Source organism: Streptoalloteichus hindustanus, from assembly GCF_900129375.1.
GTDB classification, from domain to species: Bacteria; Actinomycetota; Actinomycetes; order Mycobacteriales; family Pseudonocardiaceae; genus Streptoalloteichus; species Streptoalloteichus hindustanus.
On the sequence record NZ_FQVN01000003.1, the window covers coordinates 758,285 to 781,621 of the forward strand.

Below are 23,337 nucleotides of genomic sequence, written 5' to 3' on the forward strand. Positions count from 1 at the left end.
TGGCCGAGCGATCCGGCGAGCGTCGTGGTGTCGGTGCCCCGGCCTAGGGTGTGGCCGCCATGGACCCGTCCCCGACCACCGCCGCCCAGCTCTCCTTCGACGAACTCGGCTCGCCGCTGCGCGAGACGACCTTCGTCGTGGTCGACCTGGAAACCACCGGTGGGCGCGCCGACGAGGACGCGATCACCGAGATCGGCGCGGTGAAGGTGCGGGGCGGCGAGGTGGTCGGCGAGTTCGCCACCCTGGTCGACCCCGGGCGCGGCATCCCGCCGACGATCGTGGCGCTGACCGGGATCACCCAGGCGATGGTCGCCGACGCGCCGACGATGGACACGGTCCTGCCGGCCTTCCTGGAGTTCGCCGCCGGCGCGGTGCTGGTCGCGCACAACGCGGGCTTCGACGTGACCTTCCTGCGCGCGGCCTGCGAACGGCTCGGCTACCCGTGGCCGAAGCCCCCGGTGCTGTGCACGGTCCGGCTGGCCCGTCGCGTGTTGACCAGGGACGAGGCCCCGAGTTGCAAGCTCTCCGCCCTGGCCCGGCTGTTCCGCGCGGGGACCGAGCCCGTGCACCGGGCGTTGGCCGACGCCCGTGCCACGGTGGACGTCCTGCACGGCCTGCTGGAACGCGTGGGGCCGCTCGGCGTGCACTCCCTGGAGGAGTTGCTCGCCTTCCTGCCCGAGGTCACCCCGGCCCAGCGCCGCAAGCGGGAACTGGCCGCCCACCTCCCGAACTCCCCCGGCGTCTACCTCTTCCGTGGGCCGCGCGAGGAGGTCCTGTACGTCGGGACCGCGTCCGACCTGCGGCGGCGGGTGCGCCAGTACTTCACGGCGAGCGAGGGCCGGCGGCGCGTGCGGGAGATGGTCGGCATCGCCGAACGGGTCGACGCGGTGGAGTGCGCGCACGCGCTGGAGGCCGAGGTCCGGGAACTCCGCCTGCTCGCCGCGCACCAGCCCCGGTACAACCGGCGGTCGAAGTTCCCGCACCGGGCCTGGTGGGTCGTGTTGACCGACGAGGCGTTCCCCCGGCTGTCCGTGGTGCGCGCGCCCCGGCCGACCGCGCTCGGCCCGTTCTCCTCCCGCAACGCCGCGACCGAGGCCGTGGAGGCGTTGCAGGACGTGGTCCCGGTCCGGCGCTGCACGACGCGGATCTCCGCGCGGCGGCCCGACGGCCGGCCCTGCGCGCTGGCCGAACTCGGCCGTTGCGGCGCACCGTGCGCGGGGAGGCAGAGCGTCGAGGAGTACTCGCCGGCCGTGCGACTGCTGGCCGACCTGCTCGCCGGCCGGTCCGACGAACCCCTGGTCCGGTTGCGGCGGCAGGTCGAACACCTCGCCGAGGCCGAACGATTCGAGGACGCCAGCGCCCGGCGGGACCGCCTGGTGGGCCTGCTCCGGGCGCTGACCCGGGGCCAGCGGCTCGCCGCGGTGGCCGCCGTGCCCGAGTTGGTCGCGGCCCGCCCGGACGGCGAGGGCGGGTGGGAGCTGGCGGTGGTGCGCCACGGGCGGCTCGCCGCGGCCGGCGTGGCCCGGCGGGGTGTTCCCCCGATGCCCGTCGTCGACGCCCTCCAGGCCGGCGCCGAGACCGTCCTGCCCGGCGACGGGCCGCTGCGGGGCGCGCCGGCCGACGAGGTCGCGGTGGTCCGCCGCTGGCTGGTCCGCCCGGGGACGCGGCTGGTGCGGTGCGGCGAGCCGTGGCGGGAGCCGGCCAGGGGCGCGGCGGCCTGGCAGGACTGGCTGGATCGGGCGACGGCGGGCGCCGCCGGTTACGCCGCCGCCGACTGAGCGGGCGCCGCTGCGCAGGCGCCGCTGCGCTGCGTCGATGCGCTGCGTCGATGCGGCACCGAGTCGGCGCGGTCTAGGATCACCGCACCGCAGGTCCCACCGACCGGACACCGCCGTCCCAGGAGGTCCCAGGTGATCAACGCGATCGTGCTGATCCACGCCGCCGCCGACCGCATCCCGGAGACGGCGCAGGCGATCGCCGACATCGAGGGCGTGACCGAGGTCTACTCGTGCGCGGGCGACGTCGACCTCATCGCCCTGGTCCGGGTGGCCGAGCACGAGGACCTCGCCGCGCTGGTCCCCGGTCGGATCAGCAAGGTGCCCGGTGTCCTGGGCACCGACACCCACATCGCCTTCCGCTCCTACTCCCGCCGCGACACCGAGGCCACCTTCGCGATCGGCCTCGACGACGCCGACTGAGGCGCGCTCCGCCCGTTCCCGACGGCCCGCCCCGAACTCGCGGCGGGCGTTGTGGCGTCTGTCCTCAGAAGACGGGCGCGCCCGCGGAACCTTCGAGCTGTCGCGCCCGCACTGGGATCACGGCCACGGCGTGCTTCCTGGCCACCGGCACTCCTTGTCAGCGACGTGAGCAAGCGCCCGCCCGCGCGGAGATCACCGCGGGTTCGTCTTCCCGATCACTGCGGGTTCGTCTTCCCAGTCCCGGATCTGCCAGGGCGTGGACGGCTCCCGCGTCGCTCAGCACCGCACGTTGTCTACTCCCCCGTTGTCTAGGGGTGGAACCCCCCACTTCAAACGTCGCATCCGGGGCTGACAGAACAGGGCCTCGCCGCGTCACCCACAGGGGCAGAGGTTCGAGAAACCCCCGCCCGGGTGGCCGGAGGGCGCTTCTCCCCGCCCGAGGCCGGCACTCCCGGCCTGTCGGTCCCGCGTCCTCGTCACCACACGGGAAGCGGACGCTGGGCGCGCCGCACGCACAGGGGCCCGGAACCGCATGGTGCGGCTCCGGGCCCCTGAGGTGACGTGACGGCAGCGCCGGATCAGTGCTGGGTCTCGGTCAGCTCCTTGTGCCCGACCGGGGGCTCCACGCCCTCGGCGCCAAGGCGCTCCTTGCCGGCCTCCTGCTCGTGCCGGGCCCGCTCCAGGGCCGTGGTCTCCTCGGCCGGGTCGGGCCGCAGGAAGCTGCCCCGGACCGGGTGGCCCGCGGAGCCGAGCTTGTTCATCTTCTTCGGCACCGAGGCGCCCTGGTACTCCAGCGGCACCGCGTGGCCGTGCGCGTCCACGCCGCCCAGCGGCTGGTGCACCTCGATGAACTCACCGTGCGGCAGGCGCTTGATGATGCCGGTCTCGACGCCGTGCTCCAGCACCTCGCGGTCCGACCGCTGCAGGCCGATGCAGATCCGGTAGGTGAAGTAGTACGCGATCGGCGGCAGCAGGAGCAGGCCGATGCGGCCGGCCCAGGTCATCGCGTTCAGCGAGATGTTGAACTTGTCCGCGACGATGTCGTTGAACGCCGACACCATGCCGACACCGATGAAGGTGATCGCCATCATGCCCAGGCCGGTGCGGACCGGAACGTCGCGCGGCCGCTGGAGCAGGTTGTGGTGCGCGGTGTCCTTGGTGAGCTTCCGCTCGATCGCCGGGTAGGCCAACGCCATCACGAAGACGAACGTCATGCCGCCGACGGCCGGGAAGAAGGTCGCCGGGATCATCCAGTTGCCGAGGTAGACCTCCCACGCGGGCCACAGCCGCAGGAAGCCGTCCGACCAGGCCACGTACCAGTCGGGCTGGGTCGCCGCGGACACCTGCGCCGCGTTGTACGGGCCGATGTTCCAGATCGGGTTGATCTGGAACAGACCCGCCATCAGCACCAGCACGCCGAGGGTGACGAAGAAGAACGCGCCCGCCTTGGCGGCGAACACCGGCATGATCCGGACGCCGACGACGTTGGTCTCCTTGCGGCCCACGCCGGGGAACTGGGTGTGCTTCTGGTACCAGACGATCGCCAGGTGTGCGGCCACCAGCGCCAGGATGATGCCCGGCAGCAGCAGGATGTGCACCGTGTAGAGCCGCGGGATGATCTCGGTGCCCGGGAACTCGCCGCCGAACAGCGCCCAGTGCACCCAGGTGCCCAGGATCGGGACCGACAGCACGATGCCGGACATGATCCGCAGACCGGTGCCGGAGAGCAGGTCGTCCGGCAGCGAGTAGCCGGTGAAGCCCTCGAACATGCCGACGATGAACAGCAGCACGCCGATCAGCCAGTTGATCTCACGCGGCTTGCGGAACGCGCCGGTGAAGAACACGCGGAACATGTGCGCGACGAGCGAGGCCATGAACAGCAGCGCCGCCCAGTGGTGGAGCTGCCGCGCGAACAGGCCGCCCCGCACCTCGAAGGTGATGTGCAGCGAGGACTCGAACGCCCGCGACATGTGCACGCCGCGCAGGTTGTCGAACGGGCCCTGGTACTGCACCTCGGCCATCGACGGGTCGAAGAACAGCGTCAGGTAGATGCCCGACAGCAGCAGGACGACGAAGCTGTACAGGGCGATCTCGCCCAGCATGAACGACCAGTGCGTCGGGAACACCTTGTTGAACTGCCGACGCAGCCCCGCCGCCATGCGGAAGCGCTCGTCGGCCTCCCTCGCGGCGTTGACCACACGGCCGCCCGACGCCTTGGCAGGCGTGGTGATGGCACTCATGACTTGCGCTCCCAGAAGCCAGGACCGATCGGCTCGATGAAGTCGCCGCGGGCGACGAAGTACCCGTCCTCGTCCACCGTGATCGGAAGCTGCGGCAGCGCGCGCGTCGCCGGGCCGAACATCGGCTTGCCGTAGGTGAACACGTCGAACTGCGACTGGTGGCACGGGCACAGCAGGCGGCCCGTCTGCTGCTCGTACAGCGAGGTCGGGCAGCCCAGGTGCGTGCAGATCTTCGAGTAGGCGTAGTAGTCGCCGTAGTTGAAGTCCTCCTGGCCCTTGCGCTTGACCACGTGCTGGTTGGACCGCAACCGGATCAGCATGACCGGGTTGTCCGACCGGCGGAGGGCCTTGACCAGCTTCTCCGGGTCGTGGCGCTCGGACTCGCGGAACGGGAAGACCGTCTCGAAGCCGCCGGCGTCGAGGTCCTCCGGCCGCACCAGCACGACCTCGTGCGGGTCACCGGTGTCGCGCCGCAGGTAGATCTTCTCGCCGCTCTCCGGCTTCCAGCCGGTGTGCCACAGCGAGTCCTTGTCGTCGCTCTTGGCCCACGGGTCGCGGACCAGGCCGCCCAGGGTGAACAGGCCGGCGCCCACGGCGAACATGCCGCCGGCGAAGCCCAGCGAGCGCTTGATCACCGACCGCCGGCCGAGGCCGGAGGTCGCGGCCGCGTCGCCGAGCAGCGCGCCGATGGTCTTCTGGTCGACCGCCTCGGACGGGCCGTCGTGCCGCTGCTGGACCGCGATCTCCTCGTTGAAGAAGCGCTTCGCGTGCGCCAGCACGCCGATGCCCAGCGCGAGGATGCACACGCCCAGGGTCAGGCCCAGCATCGGGGTGTAGAGCGAGTAGAGCAGCTCGCCGTCGGTGAACGGACCCTTGTACCGCCAGGGCCAGAAGAGGTAGACGGCGACGAAGGCCAGGCCGGCCAGGCCGGAGAGGACGAACCAGGCGGCGACGCCGCGCTCCGCGCGCCGCTCGGCCCTGGTGCCCTTGACCGGCCACCGGTCGGCGTAGTGCACGAGCTCCACGCCGTCCAGGTTGGTGCCGAGCTTGACCAGGTCGTCGCGGCTCATGTCGGCGAGCTCTGCCTCGCCGGGCAGGTCCTTGCGCTGCTCGCTCATGCCTTGCTCCCGATCCACAGGGTCACGCCGACCAGCGCGGCGATGCCCACGATCCACGCGATCAGGCCCTCGGGGCCAGGACCGTAGCCGCCCAGGGCGTTGCCGCCCGGGTTGTTGCGGCCGTCGGTGACCGACTTGACGTAGGCGATGATGTCCTTCTTCTCCTCCGGCGAGAGCTGCCGGTCGGAGAACTTCGGCATGTTCTGCGGGCCGGTGAGCATGGCCGTGTAGAGCTGGTCCTCGGTCACGCCGTCCAGCGTCGGGGCGAACTTGCCGGAGGACAGCGCGCCGCCGCGGCCGGTGAAGTTGTGGCAGGAGGCGCAGTTCAGCCGGAACAGCTCGCCGCCGCGGGCCGCGTTGGCGCCGCGCAGCGCCTCGCCGCGCTCCTCGGGCCGGTTGGGGCCGCCGCCGCGGGACTGGACGAACGCGACGAGCGCGTCGATCTCCTCGGGGCTGAACTTGGCCGGCTTGCGCTCGGCCTGGGCCTCCTGGCGGACCATGGGCATGCGGCCGGAGGAGACCTGGAAGTAGACGGCGGCGCCGCCGACACCGATCAGGCTGGTGCCCCGGTCCTTCTCGCCCTGCAGGTTCGCGCCGTGGCAGCTGATGCAGGAGGTGTTGTAGATCTGCTCACCCTGCCGGATCAGCGCGGGGTCCTCGGCGGCGTTGGCCATCTGCGGCTTCGGGGTGAACACGGCGTACAGCGCGCCCGCGCTGAGCAACGCGATGCCCAGCGCGAGCAGGCCGGCGACCCGCCGCCGCAGCTTTGAGCGCGGGCGGGTCCGTTGCTTGTTGGTGGTCATGGTGTGCGGCAACCCTTGCTGGTCGAGTTCGGGCTCGGACGCGCCGAGGGCTCAGGGAACCAGGTAGATGGTGGCGAACAGGCCGATCCACACGATGTCGACGAAGTGCCAGTAGTACGACACGACGATCGCGGCGGTGGCCTGGGCCGGCGTGAACTTGCTCAGCTTCGTCCGGACGAGCAGGTACACGAACGCGATGAGGCCGCCGACGACGTGCAGGCCGTGGAAACCAGTGGTCAGGTAGAACACCGTGCCGTAGGCCGACGAGGAGATCGTCGTCCCGTGGTGGGTGACCATCTGGTAGTACTCGCCAGCCTGGCCGGCCACGAAGATGAGGCCGAGCACCAGCGTGATCGTGTACCAGAGCCGCAGCCCGAAGACGTCACCCTGCTCCGCCTTGAACACGCCCCACTGGCAGGTGAACGAGGACGCCACCAGGATGATCGTGAACGGGAGGGCGTACGCCAGGTTCAGCTCGGTCGGCTCCGGCGGCCAGTGGCCCTCGTTCTGGGCCTTCACCGTGAAGAACATGGCGAACAGCCCGGCGAAGAACATCAGCTCGCTGGACAGCCAGACGATGGTGCCGACGCTGACCATGTTGGGCCGGTTCAGCGAGTGCACGCGCTGGCCGATGGAGGGCGCTGCCGTTGTCACGCGACGCATTATGGCTTGCGGATATCCAGGCCGCCCGGTCGGGTCCGGCCGTTGCGGGTGATCGTGCGGGGTATCACAGAGGGTGAGGAGCACTGGTGGGACTACTGGGCCGGTTGCGGGACCGCTGGCGGGCCGGGCGATCGCCGGGGCTCGACGTCGACGATCCCGCGCTGGTGGTCGTGGCGACGGCGTTCGACGACACCGAGGCGGCCTCGGCGGCGCTGGCCCGCGCCGAGCGGTGGCGGGCCGACGAGCCGGCGGTGTTGCGGCACCACCTCGTGCTGCCGCAGGAGGCGGTGGAGCGGGCCCGCGAGTTGCTCGCGCAGGACGACTGGCGGCTGGACGAGTTCGACGAGGCCCACGATCCCGTTGCCGGCAACGACATCCCGGGCGCGGAGGTCGCGCCGAGGTCGGACGCCGACCACGAACCCGGACCCGGGCCCCGTCCGGAGACCACCCGGGAGACCACCGGCGGGAACATCCGGGAGAACACCGGGGACAGCGCGCCGGGGACGGCCCGGTTGGTCGCGGTTCGCGTGCAGAAGCTGGACGCCCTGCACTGCGCGCAGGAGCGCTCGCGCATGGCCAGCCTCGCCCAGCGGCTGGGCGGGGACGCGCTGGGTTGGGACGCACTACAGCTACCCCGGTGACGCCCGATAGCATCCAACGGCCCGACAGCGCAGAGCGGGAGGCGCCCATGAGCACGCAGATGCTGACGATCCTGGTGTTCAGCCACCGGCCGGAGGTGCGTGAGGCGATCATCACCGCCGTGGGTCGGCGGCCGGCGGCCGACCTCGGCCGCGTGCACTACGTCGAGGCCGCGACGATCGCCGAGGTGCTGGGGGTCGTCGACGCCGGCGGCGTCGACCTGGCGATCCTCGACGGCGAGGCCCAGCCCACCGGTGGCATGGGGCTGTCCCGGCAGCTGAAGAACGAGCTGGCGGACTGCCCCCCGATCGTGGTGGCGGTGCGCCGCAGGGACGACCGGTGGCTGGCCACCTGGTCGCAGGCCGACGCCGTGATCGTGCACCCGCTGGACCCGCTGGCCGCCGCCGAGACCGTGGCCGAGGTGCTGCGGTCGCACCGGTCGCCAGCGCTGCGCGGCTGAGGCGGTGGCGATGGCTGACCGGACCCCGCCGCCCCCCCGTTCCGCTCCCGCGCCGGCCCGCGGCTGGTCAGCGTTGCTGAACCGCCTGGTCGGCGGGGAGGACCTCTCGGCAGAGGACACCGCGTGGGCGATGGACCAGGTGATGTCCGGTGTGGCCACCCCGGCGCAGGTCGCCGGGTTCGCGGTGGCGTTGCGCGCCAAGGGCGAGACCCCCGGGGAGATCGGCGGCATGGCCGCCGCGATGCTGCGGCACGCCCGTCGGGTGGAGCTGGACGTCCGCGCCGTGGACGTGGTCGGCACCGGCGGCGACCGCGCCGGCACCGTGAACATCTCCACGATGGCCGCCCTGGTGACGGCCGCCGCCGGAGCGCCGGTCGTCAAGCACGGCAACCGCGCGGCCTCGTCGAAGTGCGGCACCGCCGACGTGCTGGAGGCGCTCGGCGTGGCGATCGACCTGCCACCGGAGGGCGTGCGCCGGTGCGTCACCGAGCTGGGTGTCGGTTTCTGCTTCGCGCCGGTCTTCCACCCGACGATGCGGTACGCGGCGGGTCCGCGCCGCGAGCTGGGCATCCCCACCGCGTTCAACTTCCTCGGTCCGCTGACCAACCCGGCGGGGGCCGAGGTGGGGCTGATCGGGTGCGCCGACCCGCGGATGGCGCCGGTGATGGCCGAGGTGTTCGCCGCGCGCGGCGCCAGCGTGCTGCTGGTGCGGGGCGACGACGGGCTGGACGAGATCACCACGACCAGCACGACCACCGCCTGGGTGGTGCGGGACGGCGCGGTGCGGCGGACCGTCGTGGACGCGGCCGACCTCGGGGTGGCCCCGGCCCGGCCGGAGGACCTGCTGGGCGGGGACGCGCTGGTGAACGCCGAGGCCGTGCGGGAGCTCGTGGCGGGCAAGCCCGGGCCGGTGCGGGACGCGGTGCTGCTCAACGCCGCGGGCGCGCTGGCCGCGCACCGGGGCTTCGGCGCCGACCTGACCGAGGACCTGCGGGCCGGTCTGGGCCGGGCGGCGGAGGCGGTGGACAGCGGTGCCGCCGCGGACCTGCTCGACCGGTGGGCGGAGCTGTCCACGGCGCTGCGCTCCGAACTCGCCTGAGCGACACGAACTCGTCTGAGCGATACGGGCTCGGGCGGCGACGCCGGGCACCAAGCCGCGACGCCGCTGCCCACGGCAGGGCGCTCCCGCGCTCTCCCGGCTTCTCAGCGCGCTTCTGCGCGCCCTGACCAGCCCCGGGGCATCCCTGAACTGTCCTGTGTGGCCAGGCGTCTCAGGACGCGCTCTGGAAGGTCCTGCGACACGCGCTGGGGCCGGTGCCCCGGCCGACGCGCGAACCGGCGACGCGGGAACGCCCGAAGCCGTGGCCGCAGGCCACCGCGACCTCATTCAGGGACAGCGAGATCTCGTCCAGGGACAGCGAGATCCGCTCCAGCAACCACCGACGGGGCACGAGCTTCCGCCCGGCAGAGATGTCGGGACGCGTGCCGGAGATCACCATCGATCCGCGGGGCCGACGACAGGAAGCGGAAAGGGCGGCACCCGTGCGGGTGCCGCCCTTTCACACGACTCGGGGTCGTCGACTCACTCGTGGCCGGGGCCCACGTGGTACTCGAACACCAGGCCGGCGACCATGATCAGGATGATCGGCACCGCGATCACGAGCATCCACACGTGGAAGAAGGCGACCGCGACACCGCCCAGCGCCGCCGCGGCGGCCAGGCCCACCGGCCAGTAGCTGCCGGGGCTGAAGAAGCCCAGCTCGCCCGCGCCGTCGCTGATCTCGGCGTCCGGGTTGTCCTCCGGCCGCGTCTCCACGCGGCGGGCGACGAACCGGAAGTACGTGCCGATGATCAGCGACAGGCCGCCGGTGAGGGTGATCGCGGTGATGCCCACCGGCTCCTTGGCCAGGAACCCGTAGACGATCGCCGCCCCGAAGAAGAAGATCGTGATGACCTCGAAGAGCCGCGCTTCGACCTTCATGGTTGCTGTCCTCGCTCTCGCCGTCCGTCGCCGCTTCGTTCGGGGGTCCGTCAGCGTCCGTTACCGGACGCCTCGCGGACGGTGCGGTTGGTGTCGAACGGCTTGGTGGTGACCGCCTGCCCCGCGCACAGCTCGCCGCAGTTCATCGCGGTCAGCGCCTCGGCGGCGGTGTAGGCCCTGCCCGTCTGCGGGTTGTTCCTGGTCCGCAGGTCCATGTAGTTCCTGAACTTGTCGGGGGACAGCGCCCGCACCTCGAAGTTCATCATCGAGTGGTACGTGCCGCAGAGCTCGGCGCACCGGCCCACGAAGGAGCCCTCGCGGTCGATGGTGTTCTGGAAGACGTTGTCCTGGCTGTTCTTCTCCGGCCGGGGCAGCGTGTCCCGCTTGAAGTGCCACTGCGGCACGAAGAAGGAGTGGATGACGTCCTTCGACGAGAGCTGGTACCGCACGACCTCGTTGGCCGGCACGACCAGCAACGGGATCTCCTGGCTGGTGCCGACGGTGCGGACCGGGTTGCCGTCCGGGGTCTTGTAGCCCGGGTAGCTGAACTCCCAGTTCCACTTGAACGACACCACGTCGACCGTGGTGCTCGGCTCCTTCTCCTTGTCCAGGACGAAGGTCTGCGTCGTCGCCGTGAAGTAGAAGAGCACGACCACGATGACCAGGGGGAGCGCGGTGTAGATGAACTCCAGCGGCACGTTGTACTGCGTCTGCCGCGGCATCTCCTCCGACTTCTTGCGGTGGAAGACCACCGGCCAGAGGATCAACGCCCACACGATCACGCCGACCACGAGCGCGGCGACGACCGACCAGGTCCACAGATCGCGCATCCGCTCGGCCTGCGGAGTGACGCTCTGCGGCCATCCGAAGCGCAGGACCTCCTCCGCGGAGCAGCCGGTGGCCGCCACGCCAACCAGGCCCACCAGGCCGGAGATCTTGGCCAGCCGCGCTGCCCGGGTGCCCACCTTCAGGCCCACTGCTCGACGCCTCCTCGCTGACTGATCCGCACTCCTCGCGGCGGTCGTCTGTCGATCGCCGCCGGCCCCCGTTCCGCAGGGGCCGACGTGCGGTGACGGCACACCGCCGGAGTCGCGGGGAAGCGTAGCCCAGCAACAGCGGTGCTACCGCTCGGGGGTGATTCACAAAGGGTGCCGCGTACATCACTCCTTCGAGTGGTCAGCGACACCGCGGCCGGCCGTCGGCGTCGCCGGGGGCGGACCGGGTCCGACGGGCATACTGGGCAACCAGGAGACTGCCGGGGAGCCTGACGGCCGGAAGCCGGTTTCAGGAAGACGGAACGGAAGGTGCGCGAGACGCGTGTGCGGCCTGCTTGGGCTGGTGAGCCCCTCCACGACCGAAGCCGCTGCGGCCAGGGCGGCCGTCGCCGGAGCTCTGCGGTGCCAACGGCACCGGGGGCCCGACGAGAGTGACACCTGGCACCAGAACGAGGTGGTGTTCGGGTTCAACCGGCTCGCGTTCATCGACCTGGAGCACTCGCACCAGCCGCTGCACTACGCCGACGGCCGGTACACGATCATCTTCAACGGCGAGATCTACAACTACCTGGAGCTGCGCGCCGAGCTGATCGAGAAGCACGGCGCGGAGTTCGCCACCGACGGCGACACCGAGGCGATCGTCGCGGCGTACCACTACCTGGGCCCGTCCATGGTGGGCCGGCTGCGCGGCATGTTCGCGTTCCTGATCTGGGACGCCGAGAAGCGTGTGATCTTCGGCGCGCGGGACCCGTTCGGCATCAAGCCGCTGTACTACGCGGCCGGCCCGCACGGCGTGGCGTTCTCCAGCGAGAAGAAGAGCCTGCTGGAGCTGGGCGACGCGCTGGGGCTGAACCCGGAGCTGGACCGCACCGCGCTGCAGCACTACCTGATCCTGCAGTACGTGCCGGAGCCGGAGACCCTGCACACGGGCGTCCGGCGGATCGAGTCGGGCACCTCGTTCACCGTCTCGCCGGGCGGCCACGTGGTGACCGAGCGGTACTTCTCCCCCACCTTCCGGCCGCGCGCGGTGCACGGCGAGGCCGACGCCTCGCGGCTGTACCACGAGATCGCCGAGGTGCTGCGCGACTCGGTGGCCAAGCACATGCGCTCCGACGTCACCGTCGGCGCGTTCCTGTCCGGCGGGATCGACTCCAGCGCCACGGCGTGCCTGGCCAAGGAGCACAACCCGGACCTGATCGCGTTCACCACCGGGTTCGAGCGGCAGGGCTACTCCGAGGTCGACGTCGCCGCCGAGACCGCCGCCGCGATCGGCGTGAAGCACGTGGTGAAGACCGTGTCGCCGCAGGAGATGATGGACGCGCTGCCGCTCATCGTCTGGTACCTGGACGACCCGGTGGCCGACCCGTCGCTGGTCCCGCTGTACTACGTCGCGCGCGAGGCGCGGCAGTACTGCAAGGCGGTGCTGTCCGGCGAGGGCGCCGACGAGCTGTTCGGCGGCTACACGATCTACCGCGAGCCGTTGTCGCTGGCGCCGTTCGAGAAGGTGCCCGGCGCGCTGCGCCAGGTGATGGGCAAGGTCTCGGAGCGCATCCCGCACGGCGTGCGCGGCAAGGACCTGCTGCGCCGGGGCGCGCTGACGTTGGAGCAGCGCTACTACGGCAACGCCCGGATCTTCATGGACGACGAGCTGCGCCGGGTGCTGCGCACCCACGACCCGCGGGTCACGCACGCCGACGTCACCGCCCGCCCCTACCGGGAGTCGCGCGGCTGGGACCCGGTGGCCCGCATGCAGCACGTCGACCTGTTCACCTGGCTGCGCGGCGACATCCTGGTCAAGGCCGACAAGATGACCATGGCGAACTCGCTGGAGCTGCGGGTCCCGTTCCTGGACCCGGAGGTGTTCCGGGTGGCGGCGCAGCTGCCGTACCACCTGAAGATCACCAAGGAGACCACGAAGTTCGCGCTGCGCAGGGCGTTGCGCGAGATCGTGCCGCCGCACGTGCTGAACCGGAAGAAGCTCGGCTTCCCGGTGCCCATCCGGCACTGGCTCAAGGACGAGCTGCACGACTGGGCTCGGGACATCGTGATCCAGTCGCAGACCGACCACCTGATCGACAAGAACGCCGTGCTCCAGGTGCTGGAGGAGCACCGGACCGACGTGCGCGACCACAGCCGGCGCATCTGGGCGCTGCTGGTCTTCATGCTGTGGCACGGCATCTTCGTCGAGCGCCGGCTGCGGCCCGAGATCCCCGAGCCGCAGTACCCGGTCAAGCTCTGACCGCGCGCGGGCGGGTGCTCTCCGCCCGCCGCTGGTGACCACGAGGCCCGGGAAACACCGCTGTCGGCGGAGGTTTCCCGGGCCTCGTCGTGTTCGGCTCCCGCGTCGGGGTCGCCGTCAAGTGGTCAGACCATCAGACCATCAGGCGTCAGGGCAGCAGGGGCGCGATCTCGGCCGCGGCCGCGTCGCCGTAGGCCCCGGCGAGCCGGCGGAGGGCGACCTCCCGGTCGAAGGTCCACTCCTGCGGGCCGACGGTCTCCAGGACCAGCACGGCGATCAACGAGCCGAGCTGCGCCGCGCGCTCCAGCGACAGGCCGCCGGACAGCCCGGCCAGGAAACCGGCCCGGAAGCCGTCGCCGACGCCGGTGGGGTCGACCTTGGCGACCTCGGGCACCGCCGAGACGTGCAGCGGGGCCACCTCTCGGCCGACGATCTCGACGCCCTTCTCGCCGAGCGTGGTGACCCGCATGCCCACCCGCTCCAGCACCTGCGCCTCGGACCAGCCGGTCTTGCGCAGCAACAACTCCCACTCGTAGTCGTTGCTGAACAGGTAGGCGGCGCCCTCGACGAAGCGCCGCACCTGCCCGCCGTCCATCCTGGCGAGCTGCTGCGACGGGTCGACGGCGAAGGTGTAGCCGCGCTGCCGCGACTCCTCGGCGTGGCGCAGCATGGCCTCGGGGTCGTTCGGGCTGACCAGCACCAGGTCGAGGCCGCCGAACCGGTCGGCGAGCGGCCGCAGCTCGATCTGCCGCGCCTCGGCCATCGCGCCCGCGTAGAACGAGGCGATCTGGCACATCTCGTCGTCGGTGGTGCACACGAAGCGCGCGGTGTGCGCGATCTCGGAGACGTGCACGCCCGAGCAGTCCACGCCGTGCCGCTCCAGCCAGGACCGGTAGTCGGCGAAGTCGGCGCCAACCGCGCCGACCAGCACGGGCCGGGCGCCCAGCACGCCCATGCCGAAGGCGATGTTGGCGCCGATGCCGCCGCGCCGGACGACGAGGTCGTCGACCAGGAAGCTCAGCGACACGCGGTCGAGCCGCTCGGCGACGAGCTGCTCGGCGAACCGCCCCGGGAAGTGCATGAGGTGGTCGGTGGCGATGCTGCCGGTGACGGCGACAGGCACGGTGTTCTCCCTCGTGGCGGCTCGGTGTCCCTGGAGTGCGGGGTCGCTGGAGTGCGGTGTCCCCGGGGCGCGGTGTCCCCGGGGCGCGGGGCGTCCTCGATGCGGGCCGGCCCCTGTCCTCCGGCGCGGTCGCCCCGGTGTCCTCGTGCGGGTCTCCCACATTCACTGGCAGCGCCGCAGATTACCCGCTGGTACCCGTGGTGTGCCCCGCCGCCGGGGCATAACGTCAACTCGTGCGCGTTGCGGAGCCTGGGTGCCTGGCCGAACTCATCGCCGACTGCGCCGAGCTGCCGACCACGCTGCTCGCCGACCACGACGGGAGCGCGGGCGCCGCGACACCGTGGGTTCCGGCGAGCTGGCTGGTGGACGACTCGTGCGCGGCCAGGGTCGCCGGACTCGACGACTACGGGAGTTGACCGGGGCGCCGGGGGCGCGGGGGCGCGAGCCACGCCAACAGGCGAAGCCGCGACGGAGCCGCCGTCGCTGGGACACGGCCTCCGGGACACCACCACCGACATCGCCACGGCGGCATCGCCACCGCTGACACGTCGGCGCCCGCGAGCCGGTGGCTCGCGGGCGCCGCACGTGGTCCCGAACGGTCAGGTCCGACCGGTGTCGATCAGTGGAACGAGTCGCCGCAGGCGCAGGAGCCCGTGGCGTTCGGGTTCTCGATGGTGAACCCCTGCTTCTCGATCGTGTCGACGAAGTCGATCACGGCGCCCTGCACGTACGGCGCGCTCATCCGGTCCACGACGACCTTCAGGCCGCCGAAGTCGCGGAAGGCGTCGCCGTCCAGCGTGCGCTCGTCGAAGAAGAGCTGGTAACGCAGGCCCGCGCAGCCGCCGGGCTGGACGGCGATGCGCAGGTACATGTCGTCCCGGCCCTCCTGGTCGAGCAGGGCCTTGGCCTTGCCCGCGGCGGCCTCGCTCAGCTCGACACCGTGGGTCGGCGCCTCGGTCGTGGTCGCCGTGGTGTTCTCCACGCTCATGGCTCTCCCTCGAAGGTGTGCGCCCGTTCTCCTCGCGGCAACACCGCCGGCGGTCGGGCTTATTCCCGGGTTCTCCCGGACTGCGAGTCCCACCTCCCATGGTGGCACATCGCCCGCCGGGACCCGACCGCTGTGACAGTCGTCCCGCCGGCCGGACTGCCGTCCCGGCGGCGCACGCGCGGGCGGGCGCTGGCCCTCGTCCCACGCTGGCCCGAGCTCTCCGTTCGGCGCGTGTCCGGTCTGTGGTCAGCGGCTCCACTGGGCGGCGACGTCGGCCGCCAACGCGGTGAGCGTTCCCGTGGGGTCGGCGAGGGACGCGGCGACCGAGCCCACGTGCTCGGCCACCGAGTAGGCGGTGGCCACGCCCGCGGCGGCGGCCTCCCGCCGGCCCACGCTGACCTGGCCGGCGAGCACCAGGCACGGCACGCCGCGCTCGGCGGCGCCGCGCGCGACGGCGGTGACGAGCTTGCCGCGCAGCGACTGCCAGTCGAAGCTGCCCTCGCCCGTGACCACCAGGTCGGCGCGGTCCATGGCGGCGTCCAGGCCGGTGAGCCGGCGGACCAGGTCGGCGCCGGACTCCCGCCGGGCGCCGAGGGCGAGCAGGGCCGCCCCCAGGCCGCCGGCGGCGCCCGCGCCCGGCTCGTCCCGGACCTCGCGGCCGGTCGCCGCCGCGAGGACCTCGGCCCAGTGGGCCATGCCGGCCTCCAGCCGGCGCACGGCCGCGTCGTCGGCGCCCTTCTGCGGCCCGAACACGTGCGCGGCGCCGTGCCGGCCCAGCAAGGGGTTCTCCACGTCGGCGGCGGCCACGAGCTGGAGCCCGCCGAGGTCGGGCCGGCCGGCGAGCCCGGCGCACCGGGCCAGCGAGCCGCCGCCGGCGGGCAGGGGCCGGCCGGCGGCGTCGACCGGGGTGGCGCCCAGCGCGGCCAGCGCGCCGGCGCCCCCGTCGGTGGTCGCCGAGCCGCCGAGGCCGACCACGGCCGTCCGCGCGCCCGCGTCCCGCGCTGCGGCGAGCAGCTCGCCGACGCCCCGGCTGGTCGCCTCCTCGGGCCGACGGCGGTCGGCCGGCGCGAGGTGCAGGCCGCACGCCTGCGCGGACTCGACGTACGCGGTGCCCTCGTGCTCCAGCCAGACCGCCCGGACCGGCTCGCCGAGCGGGCCGGTGACGGTCCGCTCGCGGAGGGTTCCGCCCAGCGCCGAGTGGAGCACGTCGACGAAACCCGGCCCGCCGTCGGCGAGCGGGCGGAGCAGGAGTTCGTCGGCTGGAGCGGCGGCGCGCCAGCCCTCGGCCACGGCGTGGGCGGCGGCGCGCGCGGTGAGGGTTCCGCCGAAGCAGTCGGGGGCGACGAGGACACGCACCCGCCGGACGGTACCGAGCCGGTGGAGGAGGGCAACAGGGCACGAAACGCCCTTGTCCTACTCTGTTGTGCGTGAGGTTCCTTCGCCGCAGCCAGACCGACGACGCCGAGGCCACCCAGAGCAGTGCCGAGGTGGCGCCGGGGCTCGATGACGCGAAGGAGCACGGCCGGGGCCGCACTCCGGGCAAGGGCCGGCCGACGCCGAAGCGCCGCGAGGCCGAGGGCCGGCGTCGCGGCCCGGTTCCCCCGCCGCCGCGCAGCCAGCGCGAGGCGTTGCGCCGCACGCGGGGCAACAAGGAGGAGCGCCGCAAGGCCGCCGCGGAGCGCCGCGAGCGGATGATGGCCGGCGACGACCGCTACCTGCTGCCGCGCGACCGGGGCCCGGTGCGGGCCTACGTCCGCGACCTGGTGGACTCCCGGCGCAACCTGGTCGGCCTGTTCATGCCGATGGCGGTGCTGGTCTTCGTCGCGCTGCTGGTGCCCTCGGTGCAGGTGCAGCAGTACGCCAGCATCGTGGTGATGTTCATGATGCTCGCGATGATCTTCGAGGGCATCCTGCTCGGCCGGCAGGTGACCAAGAAGGTGCGGCAGCGGTTCCCGGACGCCACCGACCGCGGCCTCGGGCTCGGCTGGTACGCCTTCACCAGGGCCACCCAGCTCCGCAAGCTGCGGGTGCCCCGGCCCAGGGTCACCTACGGCGACCAGCCCTGATCCCGGAACTCCGCTCCGAGCCAGGTCCTTTGTCCAGCTAAGGACCTAGGATCGGCGACATGGAATTCCGTCGTCTCGGCCGCAGCGGCCTGTCCGTCAGCGCCATCTCCTACGGCAACTGGCTCACCCACGGCTCCCAGGTCGAGGAGGAGCAGGCCACCGCGTGCGTGAACGCCGCGCTGGACGCCGGCATCACGACCTTCGACACCGCCGACGTCTACGCGCAGACCAAGGCCGAGTCCGTCCTCGGCAGGGCGCTGCACGGCCAGCGCCGCGAGGGCCTGGAGATCTTCACCAAGGTCTTCTGGCCGACCGGGCCCGGGGAGAACGACCGGGGGCTGGGCCGCAAGCACATCTTGGAGTCCTGCAACGCCTCGCTGCGGCGGCTTCAGACCGACTACGTCGACCTCTACCAGGCGCACCGGTTCGACCGCACGGTGCCGCTGGAGGAGACGATGCTCGCCTTCGCCGACCTCGTGCGGCAGGGCAAGGTGCTCTACGTCGGCGTCTCCGAGTGGACCGCCGAGGAGATCACCCGGGGCGCGGCGCTGGCTCGCGAGCTGAAGATCCCGTTCGTCTCCAACCAGCCGCAGTACTCGATGCTGTGGCGGGTCATCGAGTCCCAGGTCGTGCCCGCGGCCGAGCGCGAGGGCATGAGCCAGATCGTGTGGTCGCCGATCGCGCAGGGCGTGCTCACCGGCAAGTACCAGCCGGGGCAGCCGGCGCCCGAGGGCTCGCGGGCCACCGACGAGTCCGGGAAGAACTTCATCGGCCGGTTCCTCGACGACGAGGTGCTCACCCGGGTGCAGAAGCTCCGGCCGATCGCCGAGGAGTGCGGGCTGTCCATGGCCCAGCTCGCGGTGGCCTGGGTGCTGCAGAACCCCAACGTCGCCTCGGCGATCATCGGCGCGTCCCGCCCCGAGCAGGTCGCGGAGAACGTCAAGGCGGCCGGCGTGAAGCTGGACGACGAGGTGCTGCGGCGGATCGACGAGACGCTTGAAGGCGTCATCACCTACGACCCCCGGCTCACCGTCTCCCCCTGACGCCGGAGGTCCGACCCCTTCCAGCGGCCCGATCCCTTCCAGCGGTCCGGGATCCGGCCTCTTCCAGAGGCCTGACGCGTCCGGGGGTGGCCGCCGACCGCGGTGGCCGCCCCCGGAGCCCGGCCCGCCCCTACTCCCCCGGCGGGTTCAGGCTCATCGGCCCGTAGACCTCGGCGTCGTCGTGCAGCAGCGTCACCTGCTCGACGCCGCCGTCGAGGAGGTCGGGCCAGTTCTCCTCCAGCCAGAGCTCGGCCGAGCCCTGGTCGTCGAACCGCTCGTCCGGCCCGACGACCTCGCCACCCGCCGAGTCCTGGTACCGCCACCGGTAGACCACCTCGGGCTCCCTTCCGCCGGTTGGCCAAACGGTAGCGTTGTGCCGCCGGCGGGCAGCCCGGAAGGTCGATCAAGGAGGTCGGAGTGGCGCAGCGCACTCTCGTTCTCGGTGGGGCGCGCTCCGGCAAGTCCGCGCACGCCGAGGGCCTGGTCGCGGCGGAGGAGTCGGTGGTCTACGTGGCGACGGCGCGCGTCGACCGGGACGACGCCGAGTGGCGCGCCCGCGTCGAGGAGCACGTGCGACGTCGGCCGCCGGGCTGGCGCACGGTGGAGACGCCGGAGGTGGCCGAGCTGCTGCGCTCCGCCGCGCCGGACGACGGCCCGTTCCTCGTCGACGACGTCGCCACCTGGCTGACCGGCGAGCTGGACGACGCCGGCGCGTGGGAGGGCGACGGGCTCGACCGGGTGCGCGGGCGCTGGGCCGAGCTGGTCGCGGCGGTGCGCGACTGCCCGGCGCGGGTGGTGCTGGTCTCCGCCGAGGTCGGACTCGGCGTGGTGCCGGCGACCCGCTCTGGCAGGCTCTTCCGGGACGAGCTGGGCGCGCTCAACGCCGCGCTGGCCACCGAGTGCGACGAGGTCCTGTTGCTCGTCGCGGGGATCCCGCTGACGTTGCGCAGCGGTGGAGCACGGAGGTACGCGATGCCCTCTCCTGGGACGACCAACGGCTCGGGCGACGCCGGGGCCGCGCTGCCGGCCGGGCAGCCCGCGGGCGCCCCGGGCAGCCTGGTCGGGCAGCCCGCGGGCGCCCCGGGCAGCCTGGTCGGGTCTGGCAGCCTGGTTGGGCCGGAGCTGGTCACGTTCCCGCCGGTGGCCCCGCCGGACGAGCAGGCCCGCCAGGCGGCGCTGGCCCGCCACGCGCGGCTCACCAAGCCCTCCGGCTCGCTGGGCCGGATCGAGGAGCTGGGCGTGTGGCTGGCGGCCTGCCAGGGCGTCTGCCCGCCCCGCCCCCTGACGTCGCGGGTCGTGGTGTTCGCCGGCGACCACGGGATCGCCCGGCACGGCGTGTCCGCCTACCCGACCGAGGTCACCGGGCAGATGGTGGCCAACTTCCTCGCCGGTGGCGCCGCGGTGAACGTGCTGGCCAACGCGGCCGGCGCGGGCGTGCGCGTGGTGGACCTCGCCGTCGACGCCGACACCCCCGAGCACGTGCGCACCCACAAGGTGCGGCGCGGCTCCGGCGTGATCGACCGCGAGGACGCGCTCAGCGAGGCCGAGGTGCGCGCCGCGGTGGCGGCCGGCAGGGCCGTCGCCGACGAGGAGATCGACGGCGGTGCGGACCTGCTCGTCGCCGGGGACATGGGCATCGGCAACACCACGCCGTCGGCCGTGCTGGTCGCCGCGCTGACCGGCGCGGAGCCGGTGGCGGTGATCGGCAGGGGCACCGGCGTCGACGACGCGGGCTGGATGCGCAAGTGCGCCGCGATCCGCGACGCGCTGCGGCGGGCCCGCAAGGTCGTCCACGACCCGGTGGCGTTGCTGCGGACCTCCTCGGGCGCGGACATCGCCGCGATGGCCGGTTTCCTGGCGCAGGCCGCCGTGCGGCGCACGCCGGTGGTGCTGGACGGTGTCGTGGTCGGCGCGGCGGCGCTGGTCGCCGAGGAGCTGGCGCCGGGCGCGCGGGAGTGGTGGGTCGCCGGACACCGCTCGGCGGAGCCGGCGCACACGATGGTGCTCGACCACCTGGAACTGCGGCCGCTGCTGGAGATGGACATGCGGCTGGGCGAGGGCTCCGGCGCCGTGGCCGCGCTGCCGCTGCTCGCCATGGCCGTGCGGGTGCTCGGCGAGATGGCCACCTTCGAGGACGCCGGGGTGTCCGATCGGCCGGCCGGGCTGACCGCCAACGCCGAAGGCTGAGCGGGCGGGCGCGCGTGTACGGGCTGCGGCTGGCGCTGACCTGGCTCACCGTGCTCCCCGTGCCGGCGGGCCGGTTCGACCCGCCCACCTGTCGGCGGGCGATCGCGTGGGCGCCGCTGGTCGGGGTGTTGCTCGGCGGCGTCGGCGCCGCGGTCCTGGCCGGGCTGGCCGCTGCGGGCGCGCCGGGGCTGCTCGCCGGGGTCGCCGTGGTGGGGCTGCTGGTGCTGCTCACCCGGGGGATGCACGTCGACGGTTTGGCCGACGTGGTGGACGGGCTGGGCTGCTACGGCCCGCCGGAGCGGGCGCTCGCCGTGATGAAGGACGGGGGCGCCGGGCCGTTCGCGGTGGTGGCGCTGGTCCTGGTGCTGGTGGGGCAGGCCAGCGCGCTGGCCTCGCTGGCCGGGGACGGGCGGTGGGCCGCGGTGGTGCTGGCGGTGGCCGCCGGTCGCGCCGCGTTCGCGTGGTCGTGCCGGCGCGGGGTGCCGGCGGCGCGGCCCGAGGGCATGGGGGCGTTGGTCGCCGGTTCACAACCCCCGCTGGTGCCGGCGCTGTGGTGGCTGGCGCTGGGGGCGTTCGCCGTGGTCGCCGTGCCCGGTCGCCCGTGGCAGGGTCCGCTGGCGGTGCTGGTGGCGGCCGGACTGGTCACCCTGCTCACGCGGCACGCGGTGCGCCGGTTCGGCGGGATCACCGGGGACGTGCTGGGCGCGGGCTGCGAGGTAGCCACGACAGCCGTGCTGGTGACCACCTGCCTGGGCTGATCACCCCTCAGTCCTGAGTGCAGCCCCCACCCTCTCCGGGGGGCGAGCCCTGCTCCAGCCTATCGGCGCCCACCCCACGGCCCAACCCCCGACGAGTCCTCTGTGGACAACTCCCGCACCTGTGCACAACTCCGTCCCCCGCCCGGGCGAAACCCTTGACAGGACAGCAGAACGGCCCTCCTCCCCGAAACCGGGGAGAAGGGCCGTCCGGTCCGCTCGGACCCGGCGTCAGCCGAGCTGGTGCATCCAGCCGTGCGGGTCCGGCGTCACGCCGCGCTGGAGGTCGGTGAGCTGCCGCCGCAGCGCCATCGTCACCTCGCCGGCCTCGCCCCCGTTGACCAGGAACTCGCCGCGCGCGTGCTTGACCCGGCCCACCGGGGTGATCACGGCCGCGGTGCCGCAGGCGAACACCTCGCTGATCTCGCCGGAGGCCGCGCCCTTCTCCCACTCCTCGGTGGAGATCTTCCGCTCCTCCACCGCCATCCCGCGGTCGCGGCCGAGCTGGAGCAGCGAGTCCCTCGTGACGCCAGGCAGCAGCGCGCCGCTCAGCTCCGGGGTGACCAGGCGGGCGTCGGAGCCCGAGCCGAGGACGAAGAACAGGTTCATCCCGCCCATCTCCTCGACGAACCGGCGCTCGGTCGCGTCCAGCCAGACGACCTGGTCGCAGCCCTGCTCCGCGGCCTGCGCCTGCGCCAGCAGCGACGCCGCGTAGTTGCCGGCGAACTTCGCCGCGCCGGTGCCGCCCGGGCACGCCCGCACGTACTCGGTCGACAGCCACACGCTCACCGGCCGCACGCCGCCGGCGAAGTACGACCCGGCCGGCGAGGCGATGAGCACGTACAGGTACTCCCTGGCCGGCCGCACGCCGAGGCTCGCCTCGGTGGAGATCATGTACGGCCGCAGGTACAGCGACTCCTCGCCGCCGGCCGCCGGGACCCACTCGCGGTCGACGTCGAGCAGCTCCCGCAGCGAGCCCAGGAACAGCTCGTCCGGCAGCTCCGGCATGGCCAGCCGGTGGGCCGACGCGCGGAACCGCGCCGCGTTGGCCTCCGGGCGGAACGTGGCCACGGAGCCGTCGGGCTGCCGGTACGCCTTGAGCCCCTCGAAGATCGCCTGGCCGTAGTGCAGCACCATGGCGGCGGGGTCGAGGGCGAAGCCGCCGTAGGGCCGCACCTGCGCGTCGTGCCAGCCCTGCTGCGGATTCCAGCGGATGGTGACCATGTGGTCGGTGAAGTGCTGGCCGAAGCTCGGCCTGGCCAGGATCTCCGCCCGCCGCTCCGGCGTGGCCGGCTGCGGGTTCGGCGTCCGGGAGAACGGCAACGCAGTCGTCATGGATGCACCGTAGTCCACCATCAGGATTCCGAAAGTCTTGTTCCCGCCTGTCGGCCTTCCGATCATTCCGGTCGGAACGCCCCCCTCGGCGGCGGGCGCGACCTACGATGCGGGCCGTGAGCCGTCAGACCGGTCCCGAGCGCACCCCTGAGCCCACGCTGCTGTCGCAGGACCTGCGCGCGGCCGCCCTGGCCGCGTTGACGCCGCTGGCGGTCGGCCTCCTCGTCCTGGACGGCTACCTCGCGCTGGACGTGTTCGGCGTGGTCCTGGCGGTGCTCGTCTCCGCCGGCGCCCTGGTCTGGTGGCGGCGCCGGCGCGGGCGGTGGTTCCCGCGCGAGCTGTCGACGGGCGGGCTGGTCGGTCTCGTGTTGCTCGTCGGCCTGCTCGCCATCCTCGCCTCGGCGATGCTGTAGGCCGCCGCTCTCCTGCCGCCGGGCTCTCCTGCCGCCAGTTCTCCTACCGCCGGGTCGCCTCACCCGGTCGTCCACCGCTGGCACGAGTCAC

24 protein-coding genes and 1 pseudogene are annotated in these 23,337 nt (G+C 72.9%); 13 read left to right on the forward strand and 12 right to left on the reverse strand.

From position 1 onward, the window contains the following. The first annotated feature begins 59 nt into the window (after positions 1–59). Complete coding sequence (locus tag BUE43_RS12635; RefSeq protein WP_073482756.1) at positions 60–1,778, forward strand: DEDD exonuclease domain-containing protein; 1,719 nt, start codon at positions 60–62, stop codon at positions 1,776–1,778. A gap of 132 nt (positions 1,779–1,910) precedes the next feature. Beyond that, on the forward strand, positions 1,911–2,198 hold the full coding sequence (locus BUE43_RS12640) for an Lrp/AsnC family transcriptional regulator (RefSeq protein ID WP_073482355.1): 288 nt from the start codon (positions 1,911–1,913) through the stop codon (positions 2,196–2,198). 578 nt (positions 2,199–2,776) lie between these two features. Here BUE43_RS12640 and qcrB read toward each other — a convergent pair. From qcrB to ctaE, 4 genes are read right to left on the reverse strand one after another with little or no spacing between them, the layout of a single operon-like run. Then, complete coding sequence (gene qcrB / locus BUE43_RS12645; RefSeq protein ID WP_073482357.1) at positions 2,777–4,438, reverse strand: cytochrome bc1 complex cytochrome b subunit; 1,662 nt, start codon at positions 4,436–4,438, stop codon at positions 2,777–2,779. Next, a complete protein-coding gene (gene qcrA, locus BUE43_RS12650; RefSeq protein WP_073482359.1) occupies positions 4,435–5,556 on the reverse strand; it encodes a cytochrome bc1 complex Rieske iron-sulfur subunit in 1,122 nt (373 codons plus the stop codon). Before qcrA ends, qcrB begins: the two co-directional genes overlap by 4 nt. Continuing rightward, complete coding sequence (gene qcrC / locus BUE43_RS12655; protein ID WP_073482361.1) at positions 5,553–6,359, reverse strand: cytochrome bc1 complex diheme cytochrome c subunit; 807 nt, start codon at positions 6,357–6,359, stop codon at positions 5,553–5,555. Before qcrC ends, qcrA begins: the two co-directional genes overlap by 4 nt. A 51-nt stretch (positions 6,360–6,410) precedes the next feature. After that, complete coding sequence (ctaE, locus tag BUE43_RS12660; RefSeq protein WP_073482363.1) at positions 6,411–7,022, reverse strand: aa3-type cytochrome oxidase subunit III; 612 nt, start codon at positions 7,020–7,022, stop codon at positions 6,411–6,413. An 86-nt stretch (positions 7,023–7,108) separates the two neighbouring features. Here ctaE and BUE43_RS12665 point away from each other — a divergent pair, with 86 nt between their 5' ends. Genes BUE43_RS12665 through trpD form a run of 3 tightly spaced genes read left to right on the forward strand, consistent with a single transcriptional unit; the run spans position 7,109 to position 9,220 of the window. Further along, the gene (locus tag BUE43_RS12665) at positions 7,109–7,663 is read left to right on the forward strand and encodes a hypothetical protein (RefSeq protein ID WP_073482365.1); all 555 of its coding nucleotides are present in this window, start codon (positions 7,109–7,111) and stop codon (positions 7,661–7,663) included. Between the two features lie 47 nt (positions 7,664–7,710). Further along, entirely contained in the window at positions 7,711–8,121 is a 411-nt protein-coding gene (locus BUE43_RS12670) for a response regulator (protein WP_073482367.1), read from the forward strand. Positions 8,122–8,131: 10 nt separating this feature from the next. Then, positions 8,132–9,220 carry an anthranilate phosphoribosyltransferase gene (trpD, locus tag BUE43_RS12675; protein ID WP_073482758.1) on the forward strand — a complete coding sequence of 363 codons (1,089 nt, stop codon included), beginning with the start codon at positions 8,132–8,134 and terminating at the stop codon, positions 9,218–9,220. Positions 9,221–9,392: 172 nt separating this feature from the next. Here trpD and BUE43_RS12680 read toward each other — a convergent pair whose 3' ends face one another. The 3 genes from BUE43_RS12680 to ctaC all read right to left on the reverse strand — a co-directional run bounded on the left by BUE43_RS12680 (position 9,393) and on the right by ctaC (position 11,079). Continuing rightward, positions 9,393–9,617 (reverse strand): hypothetical protein, encoded by a 225-nt coding sequence (locus BUE43_RS12680; RefSeq protein ID WP_143174109.1) that lies wholly within the window; start codon positions 9,615–9,617, stop codon positions 9,393–9,395. Positions 9,618–9,703: 86 nt separating this feature from the next. Then, entirely contained in the window at positions 9,704–10,102 is a 399-nt protein-coding gene (locus BUE43_RS12685) for a cytochrome c oxidase subunit 4 (RefSeq protein WP_073482372.1), read from the reverse strand. 50 nt (positions 10,103–10,152) lie between these two features. Continuing rightward, on the reverse strand, positions 10,153–11,079 hold the full coding sequence (ctaC, locus tag BUE43_RS12690) for an aa3-type cytochrome oxidase subunit II (protein WP_073482374.1): 927 nt from the start codon (positions 11,077–11,079) through the stop codon (positions 10,153–10,155). 340 nt (positions 11,080–11,419) lie between these two features. On the opposite strand from ctaC, the gene asnB reads away from it, so the two are divergent. Next, positions 11,420–13,336 carry an asparagine synthase (glutamine-hydrolyzing) gene (asnB, locus tag BUE43_RS12695; RefSeq protein ID WP_073482376.1) on the forward strand — a complete coding sequence of 639 codons (1,917 nt, stop codon included), beginning with the start codon at positions 11,420–11,422 and terminating at the stop codon, positions 13,334–13,336. A gap of 148 nt (positions 13,337–13,484) precedes the next feature. Here asnB and BUE43_RS12700 read toward each other — a convergent pair whose 3' ends face one another. Continuing rightward, positions 13,485–14,417, reverse strand: coding sequence for a carbohydrate kinase family protein (locus BUE43_RS12700; protein ID WP_073482760.1), 933 nt, complete (start codon positions 14,415–14,417; stop codon positions 13,485–13,487). 275 nt (positions 14,418–14,692) lie between these two features. On the opposite strand from BUE43_RS12700, the gene BUE43_RS12705 reads away from it, so the two are divergent. After that, the gene (locus BUE43_RS12705) at positions 14,693–14,875 is read left to right on the forward strand and encodes a hypothetical protein (protein WP_073482379.1); all 183 of its coding nucleotides are present in this window, start codon (positions 14,693–14,695) and stop codon (positions 14,873–14,875) included. 203 nt (positions 14,876–15,078) lie between these two features. Here BUE43_RS12705 and BUE43_RS12710 read toward each other — a convergent pair whose 3' ends face one another. Both BUE43_RS12710 and BUE43_RS12715 read right to left on the reverse strand, forming a co-directional pair. Then, positions 15,079–15,447 carry a HesB/IscA family protein gene (locus BUE43_RS12710; protein ID WP_073482381.1) on the reverse strand — a complete coding sequence of 123 codons (369 nt, stop codon included), beginning with the start codon at positions 15,445–15,447 and terminating at the stop codon, positions 15,079–15,081. A gap of 246 nt (positions 15,448–15,693) precedes the next feature. Next, the gene (locus BUE43_RS12715) at positions 15,694–16,803 is read right to left on the reverse strand and encodes a glycerate kinase family protein (RefSeq protein ID WP_073482384.1); all 1,110 of its coding nucleotides are present in this window, start codon (positions 16,801–16,803) and stop codon (positions 15,694–15,696) included. Positions 16,804–16,874: 71 nt separating this feature from the next. On the opposite strand from BUE43_RS12715, the gene BUE43_RS12720 reads away from it, so the two are divergent. Both BUE43_RS12720 and BUE43_RS12725 read left to right on the forward strand, forming a co-directional pair. Further along, on the forward strand, positions 16,875–17,513 hold the full coding sequence (locus BUE43_RS12720) for a DUF3043 domain-containing protein (RefSeq protein WP_073482386.1): 639 nt from the start codon (positions 16,875–16,877) through the stop codon (positions 17,511–17,513). 59 nt (positions 17,514–17,572) lie between these two features. Beyond that, positions 17,573–18,556, forward strand: a complete 984-nt coding sequence (locus tag BUE43_RS12725) for an aldo/keto reductase family protein (protein ID WP_073482388.1) — start codon at positions 17,573–17,575, stop codon at positions 18,554–18,556. Between the two features lie 130 nt (positions 18,557–18,686). Here BUE43_RS12725 and BUE43_RS12730 read toward each other — a convergent pair whose 3' ends face one another. Continuing rightward, a complete protein-coding gene (locus tag BUE43_RS12730) occupies positions 18,687–18,890 on the reverse strand; it encodes a hypothetical protein (protein ID WP_073482390.1) in 204 nt (67 codons plus the stop codon). An 83-nt stretch (positions 18,891–18,973) separates the two neighbouring features. On the opposite strand from BUE43_RS12730, the pseudogene cobU reads away from it, so the two are divergent. The 3 genes and pseudogenes from cobU to BUE43_RS12740 form a co-directional block, all read left to right on the forward strand. Next, positions 18,974–19,492, forward strand: a pseudogene (cobU, locus tag BUE43_RS34690) (bifunctional adenosylcobinamide kinase/adenosylcobinamide-phosphate guanylyltransferase); the annotation flags it as partial. 171 nt (positions 19,493–19,663) lie between these two features. After that, the gene (gene cobT / locus BUE43_RS12735; RefSeq protein ID WP_234995701.1) at positions 19,664–20,743 is read left to right on the forward strand and encodes a nicotinate-nucleotide--dimethylbenzimidazole phosphoribosyltransferase; all 1,080 of its coding nucleotides are present in this window, start codon (positions 19,664–19,666) and stop codon (positions 20,741–20,743) included. Between the two features lie 14 nt (positions 20,744–20,757). Further along, positions 20,758–21,501: an adenosylcobinamide-GDP ribazoletransferase gene (locus BUE43_RS12740; RefSeq protein WP_073482395.1), complete on the forward strand. Its 744-nt coding sequence runs from the start codon at positions 20,758–20,760 to the stop codon at positions 21,499–21,501. 228 nt (positions 21,502–21,729) lie between these two features. Here the strand turns inward: BUE43_RS12740 and BUE43_RS12745 are convergent, their stop codons facing one another. After that, a complete protein-coding gene (locus BUE43_RS12745; RefSeq protein ID WP_073482397.1) occupies positions 21,730–22,833 on the reverse strand; it encodes a branched-chain amino acid aminotransferase in 1,104 nt (367 codons plus the stop codon). 116 nt (positions 22,834–22,949) lie between these two features. Here BUE43_RS12745 and BUE43_RS12750 point away from each other — a divergent pair, with 116 nt between their 5' ends. Continuing rightward, positions 22,950–23,246: a hypothetical protein gene (locus BUE43_RS12750; RefSeq protein ID WP_143174110.1), complete on the forward strand. Its 297-nt coding sequence runs from the start codon at positions 22,950–22,952 to the stop codon at positions 23,244–23,246. Positions 23,247–23,337: the final 91 nt, after the last annotated feature.